We start from the raw sequence: 11,126 nt of genomic DNA on the forward strand, positions 1-11,126 counted from the left end.
CAACGCAACTGTAATGCTAGAGCAGGCAGTCTCTTACGAAGCTCAGTAGCAATATCGCGGATTGACCCGGACGTAATAGCCGTCCGGACGCTGCATGTAGCAGCCCTGCTGATAGGCATAATAGCCGGAACGGCGGCGATCGCCTTCGGAGGCGATCGCGGCACCTGTGCCGGCACCGACGACGGCGCCGATCGCGGCCCCGCGGCCGCCACCGAGCGCACCACCCACAATGGCCCCACCGACGCCGCCGATGATGGCGCCACCGATGGCATCCTGCGCCACGGCGTCATGAACCGACATCGCCATGATGATGCTCAGGCACGCTGCAATTCCAAGACCTCGTCCAAGACCCCGAAGCATCCCAAGCGCCTCCCTTATGACAGTGTCAGTCATAGCGCCGGACGCGGATTCGGGCCAGAACAATCGCGGACGGCGCGGATTGACCTGCTTCACGCGATGGCGCCGCAGCCCCTGATCGAGGGCAGCCCAGTCCGCCTGCAACGCACACGCCACCCAAGTCAGGGATCGACCCATCGCTGCACGGCTTCGGCGGTGTCGGCCGGCGTGGTGTTGAAGCAGATCGCGGCGTTCGGTGCCAGCCGATGGACGAGGTTGAGCACCTTCTCGAACAGCAGCAGGCGCTCCTTCGGCTCGCGCAGGCCCGCGCCGATCACGATGCAGTCGAAGCTCTCGTCGCGCAATGCCGCTGTCACGCCGGCTTCCGCAGTCTCGTCGAGATCGATCAGGCAGCTCGTGACTTCGTAGCCGAGATCGCGCAGGCGCAGCAGCTGCGCCTCGATGTAGCCGCGCACGTGCTCCGGCGTGATCTGCGGGAATGCGCTGTAGTCCGCGTTGCCGGGCTCTATGCCGATCGCGAGGACACGCCTGGCCATGCAGCTCTCCTTGCCAAACAACCTCCATAGCTAAACGGATGGCTGGCCTTGCCGGTTCCCGGACATTGGCTGCAGCAGCTCTGCTGATTTCCCGCCGAGCGTGTAAGCCATTTCACATACGCCGGGCCGGCGCCCTGCCACATTCAAGAGATCACGCTGGAGTCACGCCGTGATGACGGCACATGGCTCACACCTGATTTGCACGAAGACTCGATATTTCATCAATTTACGGGAGGCAGGAAATGGTGTCTTTCGACAGCCTGAAAAGCGAATACGAGCGAAACTGGGCCAATCTCGAAATCCGGCCTGCACGCCTTGAGGATGCGAACGCGGTGGCCCGCAAGGCTATCAAGGGCAAGGCAACCTATCAGCAGGTCGAGCGGCTGACCGACGTGCCCTGGCATTTCATCGCGCTCTGCCATTATCGCGAATCCAACTTCGATTTCGACACCTATCTCGGCAACGGCGAGTCGCTGCATCGCATGACGAGCATCGTTCCGAAAGGCCGCGGCCCGTTTGCGTCGTTCGTGGATGGCGCGGTGGACGCACTGAGGATCGAAAACTACGTCGGCGCGAAAGACTGGGGCGTCGCGCGAACCCTGTTCCGGCTCGAGGGCTTCAACGGCTTCGGCTATCACGCCAAGGGCTGCAACTCGCCCTATCTCTACGGCGGCTCGACGCTGTACGGCCCGCCCGAGGCGAGGGCCGGCAAATTCGTCCGCGATCATGTGTTCGACCCGAACCACGTCGATTCCCAACTCGGAACAGCGGTGATCCTGCACGCGATGATGTCGCTCGATTCCTCGATCAATCTGGACGGCAGCCCGCAGATCGCCGGCCGCGACGAACCCGATGACGATGTAGCACCGACGGTTGCTCTGATGCAGCAGGCGCTCAACAGGCTCGGCGCCAATCCACCGCTGGCCGAGGACGGCATCTGCGGGCCGAAGACCAAGGCCGCAGTCTCGCAGTTTCAGCAGCAGAACGGCCTCAGGGACACCGGACTTCTCGACGGTGCCACGATGGCCGCCCTCACGCGCGGCACGCAGGCGGGCCCCATCGGACAAACCGGCGATCTGTCCCAGATGCTGAAGCGACTGGAGGATCTTGCGCAATTGCTGCGACCCTCCGCCGGAAGCGTAACGCCAGGCGGTGCGACCCCGGGAGGCGTGACATCAGGCGGCAGTTTGCCGGCAACCAACGATCCGATCGGCTTGCTGGAGCGGCTCCTCTCCCTCATCAACAAGAGGGCGCCAATGCCTGGGACGGTCACGCCGGCCAGCGCCGCTCCCGTCGACCAGTTGAAACAGGTGGTCGACCTGCTCGGCGCTGTCCTCAACAAGGACGGCAAGCCCGTGCTCGGCCAGGTCAACGGCGCGCTCGGCGAGACCATCGGCAAGCTCCTTGACGGCAAGAAGACGGCGCTCGGGATCGGCGGCTCGCTGATCACCGCGCTGCTCTCGGCGGTGACGGCGAGCCCCAACGCAGGCGGACTTGCCGGGCTGTTCGGAACGATCGTGTCGGCGGTGCCGGGCCTTGGCCAGTTCGCGATGCCGATCTCGCTGGCACTCGCGGCCTGGGGCGTGCTCGGCAAGCTGGAGAAATGGGCGCAAGGCACCGCGCCGCCGCCCAAGATGACGACGTAACCTGCCGCCATCCTTCGAGACGCCCGCCTACGGCGGGCCCTCAGGACGAGGTCGCGTTTCGCGGCGAGATATCAGATCCTCATGGTGAGGAGCCCGCCAAAGCGGGCGTCTTGAAGGATGCAGGCCGAGCACGTGCGCGGCGGCTACTGGCGCAGCATGATCAGGGGATCGGCGGTATCGGGAATGCGCCGCCATTGCGCGTTGTCGTCGGCCTCGAATTGCCAGGCTTCGCCGGCTTTCGACATCAGGATGATCTGGCCGCGTTCGAGCCGCCATTGCGTCGGGTTGAACTGCGCGATGGTCGCGTCGCATTTCGGCTTGAGGAACACCTGGAAATTGTCCGGCCCCGCCTCTGTGTTGGTCAGCGTCAACCCGCAGACCGGCTGGCCGTTGCCGCGCACGATCGACCAGTCGCCGATCATCTGGTCCATCGACTTGGCCATCGAGCGCGCGGCGGCGAGGTCCTGCAGGATGTAGACGCCCTCGCCCTGCCGCAGGCCTTCGAAAATGCCGGCCTCGACCTCGGTGAAGTCGATCACGGATTCACCGGTCGCATCCTGCAAGCGAACGATGTCGAGACCCCTGACGCTCCAGGCAACGATGTCCTTGGTGAAAGGCAGCGCAGTCTTGCAGGCCGGCTCCAGCTCCAGCTTGAAGCCCTGACCTGCGGCATCAGCCTTGAGCGTGACGACGCAGGTCTTGCTGCGCTCGGTGGTCGAGAGCTCCCATTGTCCGGGCATCTGCTTCTTCAGGGTCGTCGTATCCTGCGCCTGCGCAGCACCAATCGCGGCAACACATGCCGCGATCACCAACGCGAGGACCCGAACAGCGGTCATCAGCGCCCCTTCACCGGCGTTTCCGCAACCGGCGTCAACGGTGCCCGGCCGGCAAACCAGGTCTTGAGATTGTCGACGACGAGCTGATCCATCGCATTGCGCGTCACCACCGACGCCGAACCGATATGCGGCAACAGCACGACGTTCTGCATGGTCTTTAGCTCGTCCGGCACGTTGGGCTCGGCCGCGAACACGTCGAGGCCGGCGGCGAGGATGGTGCCGGATTTGAGCGCCTGCACCAGCGCCGGCTCGTCGACCACGGAGCCGCGCGCCACGTTGACCAACACGCCGCGCGGGCCGAGCGCCTTCAGCACCTCGGCATTGATCATCTTGTCGGTAGCGGCGCCGCCGGGCACGATCACCATCAGCGTATCCACCGCCTTCGCCATCTCGATCAGGTCGGGATAGTGCTTGTAGGAGACGTCCTTGGACGGATTGCGGGAGTGATAGACCACCGGCACCAGCGACGCATCGAGCCGGCGCGCGATCGCCTGGCCGATCCGGCCCATGCCGACGATGCCGACCTTGCGGTCGCGCAACGAGCCGACGCTGAGGGGATAGTTCTGCGTCTGCCAGAGGCCGGAGCGCACGTAACGATCGGCCTTGATGAATTCGCGCAAGGTCGCCAGCAGAAGACCCATGGCGACGTCGGCGACCTCCTCGGTCAGCACGTCGGGCGTGTTGGTGACGATGATGTTATGCTCGCTGGCATATTTGGCATCGACATGGTCGTAGCCGACGCCAAAGCTCGCGACGATCTCGAGCTTCGGCAATTGCGACAGCGAATCCTTGTCGGCTCGCACCGTGTGATAGGTCACCGCCATGCCGCGGATCTTGTCGCGGATCGCCGGTGTCAGCCGCTCGAGATCGCCTCGCGTCTCCGCCTTGTGCACGACGAAATGATCGGAAAAACCGTTGTCGAGGATCGGCCGCACCGGCCCATAAATCAGAAGGTCGATCTTTTCGGACGAAATCGAACCGGCGGTCATCAGTTTTCCTTTCCAAGCGCGCTCTCATGCCAGCGCCGTAAAACGAGGTGGGAAACTAGCGCCAGCAGCCCATAGATGACAATCCCGGCCAGCGACAACAGCAGCAGCGCCGCGAACATGCGGGGTATGTTCAATCGATAGCCGGATTCGGCGATCCTGTAGGCGAGCCCGGACCCCGCTCCGGCGGTGCCCGCCGCGATTTCGGCCACGACCGCGCCGATCAGCGACAGCCCGCCGGCAATCCGCAGGCCGCCGAGAATATAGGGCAGCGCCGCCGGCAGCTTCAGAAAACGCAGGGCTTGCTGTGGCGAGGCACCGTACAGTTGGAACAGGCCAGCGAGATTGCGATCGACCGAATTGAGCCCGAGCGTGGTGTTGGACAGCACCGGAAAAAAGGCGACGATGAAGGCGCAGACGACGACCGCAGTCTGCTGCTCCAGATAGATCAGCAGCAGCGGCGCGATCGCGATCACGGGCGTGACCTGGAGAATGACGGCATAGGGGAACAGCGAATATTCCACCCATTTCGACCGGTTGAACAGCAGCGCCAGGGCGATGCCGCCGATGCTGGCCGCCACAAAACCTTCAAGCGTGGTCAGAAGCGTGGCTGCGAGCGATTGTGACAGCACGGCCCAGTCATTGATCAGCGTCAGGAAGATCGCCGAGGGCGCCGGAAGCACGTAAGGCGGGATCTCCTTGACGCGGACCACCAGTTCCCAGGCGACGAGACCGGCCGCGAACACCATGACGGGAAGCACGAAACGCACGGCACGTTGCGCCCCGGATGGCCCGGCGGCGATGACAGGCTGCCCGCTCATAGCACCGACTGCCCCGAATAGGACGGCGCCAGCGCGGCCGATACCCTGCGGCAATAGTCGGCATAAGCGATCGAGGTGCGAAATTCCTCGCCGCGCGGCTCGGCCGTCTCGACCCGGAGGTCCGCCTGGATGCGACCGGGCCGCGCCGTCATGACCACGACACGCTGCGACAGGTAGACCGATTCGAACACCGAATGGGTGACGAAGATGATGGTCTTGCCCAGGCGCCGCCACAGCGCGAGCAGGTCGTTGTTGAGGCGAAAGCGCGTAATCTCGTCGAGCGCCGCGAACGGCTCATCCATCAGGAGGATATCGGGATCGGTGACGAGCGCACGCGCCAGCGACACCCGCATCTTCATGCCGCCGGAGAGTTCGCGCGGATAGGCATCGGCGAAATCGGTCAGGCCAACGCTGGCCAGCGCCTCGTCGGCACGCGCGCGGGCCTCGGCCTTCGGCACGCCCGCAAGCTTCAGCGGCAGCCGCACGTTTTCGCGCGCGCTGGTCCATGGCATCAGGGTCGGCTCCTGGAACACGAAGCCGATACCATGCCCTGGCTGCACCTCGCCCTCATGGCGCGATACCCGCACCGTGCCTGACGACGGCGCGGTGAGCCCTGCGATGATGCGCAGCGCCGTCGACTTGCCGCAACCGGACGGGCCCAGCAGCGAGATGAACTCGCCCTTGCGCACGGCAAGATCAAGCGGCCCGAGCGCCATGACGCCGGTGTCGTAGGACTTGGTCACGCCGCGCAGGCTGGCGGCAAGGGCCGTCAGGCTGGCCTCGACCCCGGGCGAGATTTTGCTCTCTATCATCGAGCGCTGCTGCCCACCTCTCCCCGTCGGGGAAAGGTCGCGCCGAAGGCGCGGGTAAGCGGGCTCAGGTCCCACGAGAGAGCGTAACCCCTCACCCGCATCGCATCTGACGATGCGATGCGACCTCTCCCTTCGGGAGAGGTGGGCGATACGGCCACACTTTTAGCGCAAATCGACATCGCTTACGGCTTGCTCGGGCGCAGCTCGACGCCGACACCCTTGTTGACGAAGCGCAGCGTATAGGACTTGCGGAAATCGAGATCGCGCTTGACGACACCGGCCTTCACCATCTTGTCGAAGAACGAGGTATAGCGCTCGTCGCTCATCGCGCCGATGCCGTTCTTCAGGCTGTCGCCGGAATCGACGATGCCATATTCCTTCATCTTGGCGACGGAATAGGCGAGCAGATCGTCGGTCATTTCCGGATTGAGCTTCTTGATCATGGCATTTCCGGCGGAATTATCGCGGTAGATGTAATTGTACCAGCCGACCATGGAGGCATCGACGAAACGCTGCACCAGATCCGGCTTCTTCTCCACAATCTCGCGGCGGGTCTCGATCAGGGTCGAATAGGTGTTGAAGCCGTAATCGGCAAGCAGCAGCACGTTCGGCTTGAAGCCGGCGGCCTTCTCGACCGCGAAAGGCTCGGACGTCACATAGCCCTGCATCGCGCTCTTGGGATTGGCGATGAAGGGCTGCGGATTGAAATTGTACGGACGAACGTTCTTCTCGCTAAAACCATATTCGGACTTGAGCCACTGGAAATAGCTGGTCATGCCCTCCTTGGAGACGAACAGCGTCAACGGCTTGAGATCCTCGATCTTCGCAACCTTCGCGTCGGGTTGCGTCAGCATCACCTGCGGATCCTTCTGGAAGATCGCGGCGATCGTCACGACCGGGACGTTGTTGGCGACGGCATCGAACGACATCAGCGTGTTCGCGGCCATGAAGAAATCGATCTTGCCGGCGATCAGCAGCATCCGGTTGTTCTCATTCGGCCCGCCGGGGACGATGGTGACGTCGAGCCCGTAGCGCTGATAGGTGCCGTCGGCGACCGCCTGGAAGAATCCGCCATGCTCGGCCTCGGCGACCCAGTTGGTGCCGAACATGACCTTGTCCAGAGTCTCGGCGCGCGCCGGGACAACCCCGACGAAGGCGGCCATCAGGCCCGCCGTTAACGCTCGCCGCAGATGAGAGGGGCTCATGATTGCACTCCGTCGATCGCGTCTGGCCCAATCGCTTCTGGCTCATGTGAAAGCAACGGGATAAAACCGCAAGAAGTTCGGGGACGCAGCCGGCTAGGCCCCATCCCCTCAGGTAACCAAACTACGTGACAAATTCGGGCAAAGAAACCTCCAAGGAAAACTTGATGACGCCGTCCCGCGACTGGGCCGAGATCCGCTGGACCGACGCCGACCTTGCGGATGCGTCGCGCTGGATCGCGGTGCTGCCGCTGGCGGCGACCGAGCAGCACGGCCCGCATCTGCCGCTCGAGACCGACGTGCTGATCGCCGACGCCTATCTCGCGCGCGTGCGCGAGCTCCTGCCCGAAATCGTCCCGGCGATTTTCCTTCCCGTTGAACCGGTCGGGATTTCCACCGAGCATATCGACTATCCCGGCACGCAGACGCTACCGACTGACGTGGCGCTGAAGAGATGGACCGGCATTGGCGAGGACGTCGCGCGGCGCGGCGTGAAAAAGCTCGTCATCATCACCAGCCATGGCGGCAACAGCGCGGCAATGATGCTGGTCGCGCAGGATCTGCGTGCACATCACAGGCTGTTCGTCGTGACCACATCGTGGTCGCGCCTGTCGGGCGCCGACCAATTGTTCCCGGCCGAGGAAGTTCGCCACGGCATTCATGGCGGCGCGGTCGAGACCTCGATCATGCTGGCGCGCTATCCCGATCAGGTGCGCATGGATGCGATCGCGGATTTTCCCGCAAGCAGCATCGCGATCGAGCAGCAATATCGCTGGCTATCGACGCAGCGGCCCGCGCCGTTCGCCTGGCAGGCGCAGGATCTGAACGCCAGCGGCGCGGTCGGCAATGCAACGCTGGCTCTGCCCGAGAAGGGCGAGCAGCTGGTCGATCAGGGCGCGCGCGCTTTCTGCGAGCTGCTTGCCGAGGTCGATAACTTCGACGTGAACAGGCTCGCCAGGGGCCCCCTCGGCTAGCTTGCATCCTCCTGGAATCGCTCAGGAAAGAACCTGGCTCCGGGGCTGCCTGGAGCGCGTTCGAACCGGACGCGGGGAGCCTCCGTCCAACTGGGCACGCGGACCACAACGGACCGCCTCAACCCGGATGGAGTTTAGAATGTCGATCAAGACCAAGATTGCCGCCGTCGCTCTCGCCGCGCTCACGCTGACCGGCAGTGTCGTGGCCACCACCTCGCAGGCCGAAGCCAAGCCGCTCGGCTTGGGTTGGGGTGTGGGCGCGGGCATTGCCACCGCCGCCATCGTCGGCACCGCAATCGCCGCCAGCAACGATCCCTATTACGGCTATCACCGCTGCGGCTGGGTCGCCCAGTACAACGCCTTCGGCCAGTACATTGGCCGCGTTCGCAGCTGCTACTGATTTGAGTACCTGAGGCCGATCTCACGTGGATCCCGCGTCCGACACGGGCGCCTCATCCACCCCGTGTCGTGCCCCCGACCCCGCCCGGATGTCCCCCCGGGCGGGGTCATCCATGTTTGGGGTCGGGATGTTGTTGCAGTCCCGTCACAGGGCGATGCGAACCATCTCCTGCGGCAATCTGCGCTAGTTGCTATTGCGAATTAATCGCAATAATGTTCGCAACAGACACGGGGACTTGGGACGAAATCGCGCCGGATCGAGATCATCTCGCCGGATCGCGTAAACAACCGGGTACCCGGTGACAGGATCGCCGCGAATCGGCAGGGATACGCGGCGGGTGGGCACATTCGCGTTTGGGGGGCGTTCGTTTTGACGTTGAGAGGTCACCGACACTGGTTGCTGCGCACGGCGGCGACCGCAGGCTTGCTGGGGTTTTCCGCCGCCGCCCACGCAGCCGATCTGCCGTTCAAGGCACCGGCGCTCAAGGCCATCCATGACTGGACCGGTCTGTATGTTGGCGCGCATGTCGGTTATGGCCACGGCTCCTCCAGCTTCGCCCTGAACGACGGCACGGGGATCAACGACAACGGCGTCTTCAGCGGCATGATCGGCGGCGTGCAGGCCGGCTACAACTACCGGCTCAACTCCGGCTGGCTCGTCGGCGTCGAAGGCGATTTCTCGTTTCCTAACTACATCACCTCGAATTCGATCGTCTCCTTCCTGGCGACGCCCGCCAACACCGTCACGCAGCAATGGGACTACACCGCGAGCCTGCGCGGACGCGTCGGCTACACCAGCGGTTCGTGGCTGGTCTATGCCACCGGCGGCTTTGCATGGATGGGCGAGCGCTATTTCGACACGCCGGCCGTCGGCGAAATCCCGAAGATCCTGAACACGCGGCCCGGCTGGATCGCGGGCGCCGGCATCGAATACGGCTTCGCGCCGCATTGGAGCGCGCGGCTCGAATATCTCTACAGCCGCTTCAACAGCGCCAATGTCGCCTTCTCCTCGGGCGCCCAATACACCTCCTCGCCGCTCGATTTCCAGTCGGTCAGGCTCGGGCTTAACCGCAAGGTCGATTGGCCGGGCATGCCGAGCTACAATCCGACAAGCGCGCTGACCGACACGGAATCCGATCGCTGGGAGATTCACGGCCAGAGCACTTATCTGCTGCAAGGCTATCCGTCGTTCCCCGCGCGCTACAGCGGCGCGAACTCCCTGTCGCCCTCGGCGCAGGCCAAGGCGACCTGGAGCAACAGCCTGTTCCTGAACGCGCGGCTGTGGGACGGCGGCGAGGTCTATTACAATCCGGAGCTGCTGCAGGGATTTGGACTGGACGATACGGTGGGCGCAGCCGGCTTCCCGAGTGGCGAAGCGCAGAAATCGAACTTCCCCTACCCGCACTACAACACCTCACGTCTGTTCCTGCGCCAGACGTTTGGCTTCGGCGGCGAGCAGGAGGAGCTTGCGAGCAGCCAGCTGCAGCTTGGGCAGAAAGTCGATGTTTCCCGCCTCACCGTGCAGGCTGGCAAGTTCGCAGTGGTCGACGTGTTCGATGGCAACGCCTACGCCAAGGACGCCCGCAAGGATTTCATGAATTGGTCGATATGGGCGCCGGGTGCCTTCGACTATTCCGCCGACAAGGTCGGCCTCACCTACGGCGTCACCGCCGAGCTCAACCAGAAGCAATGGGCGCTGCGCGGCGGCTATTTCCTGATGGTCGCGGAGTCCAACTCAAATCATTTCGACACCAAGGTGCCGGAGCGCGGCCAGTATGTGATCGAGCTCGAGACGCGCTTCTCGCTGCTCGGCCAACCCGGCAAGCTAAGGACCATGGGCTGGGTCGACAGCGCTAATATGGGCAGCTTCCGCGAGACGCTGGACAATCCCGCGCTCAATCTCGACATCGCGCAGACGCGGCGCGGCCGCATCAAGGTCGGCTATGTCGTCAATCTTGAACAGGCCATCACCGACGATGTCGGATTGTTCGGCCGCTGGAGCTGGAACGACGGCAAATCCGAAACGATTGCCTTCACCGATATCAACCGCAGCCTGTCCGGCGGCCTTTCGATCAAGGGCACCAAATGGGGCCGCCCCGACGACGTGATCGGCATCGGCGGTGCCGTCAACGCCATCTCGCAAGATTATCGCGACTTCCTGGCCGCCGGCGGCCTCGGCGTGCTCGTCGGCGACGGAGCGCTCAACTACCGCAAGGAGCGCATCCTCGAAACCTATTACGCCTACGCGCTGAACAAGAGCTTCACCCTCACCGCCGACTACCAGCTCATCGTCAATCCCGCCTACAACGCCGATCGCGGACCAGTGTCGGTGATCTCGGGACGGCTGCACGGCGAGTTCTGATCGCGGCGCAAGCGCGGACTCTATCGGCCGTCGGCATTCACCTCCTGGCGGGCAGCATATGGCTTCTTGACGGCAGAATGCGCGCCTCGTCCTTCGAGACGACCGCTCTTCAAATGCGATAGCCTCCCCAGTGGGCAGGGCAATCGTATAGGGATTTCACGAGGATTATCCGCGGGCTTGCTCCGCCTCTCCCGC

General features: G+C 63.8%; 11 protein-coding genes. 4 read left to right on the forward strand and 7 right to left on the reverse strand.

Annotated features, from left to right (window positions below; all coding sequences use genetic code 11):
• Positions 1-42 precede the first annotated feature (42 nt).
• Positions 43-360 (reverse strand): YMGG-like glycine zipper-containing protein, encoded by a 318-nt coding sequence (locus tag FXV83_RS10985; RefSeq protein ID WP_148739192.1) that lies wholly within the window; start codon positions 358-360, stop codon positions 43-45.
• A gap of 158 nt (positions 361-518) precedes the next feature.
• Entirely contained in the window at positions 519-893 is a 375-nt protein-coding gene (locus FXV83_RS10990; protein ID WP_148739193.1) for a hypothetical protein, read from the reverse strand.
• Between the two features lie 242 nt (positions 894-1,135).
• On the opposite strand from FXV83_RS10990, the gene FXV83_RS10995 reads away from it, so the two are divergent.
• The gene (locus tag FXV83_RS10995) at positions 1,136-2,539 is read left to right on the forward strand and encodes a peptidoglycan-binding protein (RefSeq protein ID WP_148739194.1); all 1,404 of its coding nucleotides are present in this window, start codon (positions 1,136-1,138) and stop codon (positions 2,537-2,539) included.
• 143 nt (positions 2,540-2,682) lie between these two features.
• Here FXV83_RS10995 and FXV83_RS11000 read toward each other — a convergent pair whose 3' ends face one another.
• The 5 genes from FXV83_RS11000 to FXV83_RS11020 all read right to left on the reverse strand — a co-directional run bounded on the left by FXV83_RS11000 (position 2,683) and on the right by FXV83_RS11020 (position 7,199).
• Complete coding sequence (locus FXV83_RS11000) at positions 2,683-3,375, reverse strand: AprI/Inh family metalloprotease inhibitor (protein ID WP_148739195.1); 693 nt, start codon at positions 3,373-3,375, stop codon at positions 2,683-2,685.
• On the reverse strand, positions 3,375-4,364 hold the full coding sequence (locus FXV83_RS11005; RefSeq protein WP_148739196.1) for a 2-hydroxyacid dehydrogenase: 990 nt from the start codon (positions 4,362-4,364) through the stop codon (positions 3,375-3,377). The genes FXV83_RS11000 and FXV83_RS11005 overlap by 1 nt, the downstream gene beginning before the upstream one ends.
• Positions 4,364-5,182, reverse strand: a complete 819-nt coding sequence (locus FXV83_RS11010) for an ABC transporter permease (protein ID WP_148739197.1) — start codon at positions 5,180-5,182, stop codon at positions 4,364-4,366. The genes FXV83_RS11005 and FXV83_RS11010 overlap by 1 nt, the downstream gene beginning before the upstream one ends.
• Complete coding sequence (locus FXV83_RS11015; protein WP_148739198.1) at positions 5,179-5,994, reverse strand: ABC transporter ATP-binding protein; 816 nt, start codon at positions 5,992-5,994, stop codon at positions 5,179-5,181. Before FXV83_RS11015 ends, FXV83_RS11010 begins: the two co-directional genes overlap by 4 nt.
• Before the next feature lie 182 nt (positions 5,995-6,176).
• Positions 6,177-7,199 (reverse strand): ABC transporter substrate-binding protein, encoded by a 1,023-nt coding sequence (locus FXV83_RS11020; RefSeq protein ID WP_148739199.1) that lies wholly within the window; start codon positions 7,197-7,199, stop codon positions 6,177-6,179.
• A gap of 164 nt (positions 7,200-7,363) precedes the next feature.
• Here FXV83_RS11020 and FXV83_RS11025 point away from each other — a divergent pair, with 164 nt between their 5' ends.
• From FXV83_RS11025 to FXV83_RS11035, 3 genes are all read left to right on the forward strand, one after another.
• Positions 7,364-8,170, forward strand: a complete 807-nt coding sequence (locus FXV83_RS11025; RefSeq protein ID WP_148739200.1) for a creatininase family protein — start codon at positions 7,364-7,366, stop codon at positions 8,168-8,170.
• Between the two features lie 139 nt (positions 8,171-8,309).
• Positions 8,310-8,570: a hypothetical protein gene (locus FXV83_RS11030; RefSeq protein WP_187435821.1), complete on the forward strand. Its 261-nt coding sequence runs from the start codon at positions 8,310-8,312 to the stop codon at positions 8,568-8,570.
• 399 nt (positions 8,571-8,969) lie between these two features.
• Positions 8,970-10,931, forward strand: coding sequence for a carbohydrate porin (locus FXV83_RS11035; RefSeq protein ID WP_148739202.1), 1,962 nt, complete (start codon positions 8,970-8,972; stop codon positions 10,929-10,931).
• Positions 10,932-11,126 lie beyond the last annotated feature (195 nt).

This window comes from Bradyrhizobium hipponense (genome assembly GCF_008123965.1).
Taxonomy (GTDB): domain Bacteria; phylum Pseudomonadota; class Alphaproteobacteria; order Rhizobiales; family Xanthobacteraceae; genus Bradyrhizobium; species Bradyrhizobium hipponense.

Excerpts from the sequence above, each read along its gene's own strand:
- FXV83_RS11005 (WP_148739196.1), bottom strand. The coding sequence starts at position 4,364 with ATGACCGCCGGTTCGATTTCGTCCGAAAAGATCGACCTTCTGATTTAT.
- FXV83_RS11000 (WP_148739195.1), bottom strand. The coding sequence starts at position 3,375 with ATGACCGCTGTTCGGGTCCTCGCGTTGGTGATCGCGGCATGTGTTGCC.
- FXV83_RS11025 (WP_148739200.1), top strand. The coding sequence starts at position 7,364 with ATGACGCCGTCCCGCGACTGGGCCGAGATCCGCTGGACCGACGCCGAC.
- FXV83_RS11030 (WP_187435821.1), top strand. The coding sequence starts at position 8,310 with ATGTCGATCAAGACCAAGATTGCCGCCGTCGCTCTCGCCGCGCTCACG.
- FXV83_RS11015 (WP_148739198.1), bottom strand. The coding sequence starts at position 5,994 with ATGATAGAGAGCAAAATCTCGCCCGGGGTCGAGGCCAGCCTGACGGCC.
- FXV83_RS11010 (WP_148739197.1), bottom strand. The coding sequence starts at position 5,182 with ATGAGCGGGCAGCCTGTCATCGCCGCCGGGCCATCCGGGGCGCAACGT.
- FXV83_RS10990 (WP_148739193.1), bottom strand. The coding sequence starts at position 893 with ATGGCCAGGCGTGTCCTCGCGATCGGCATAGAGCCCGGCAACGCGGAC.
- FXV83_RS10995 (WP_148739194.1), top strand. The coding sequence starts at position 1,136 with ATGGTGTCTTTCGACAGCCTGAAAAGCGAATACGAGCGAAACTGGGCC.
- FXV83_RS11020 (WP_148739199.1), bottom strand. The coding sequence starts at position 7,199 with ATGAGCCCCTCTCATCTGCGGCGAGCGTTAACGGCGGGCCTGATGGCC.
- FXV83_RS10985 (WP_148739192.1), bottom strand. The coding sequence starts at position 360 with ATGCTTCGGGGTCTTGGACGAGGTCTTGGAATTGCAGCGTGCCTGAGC.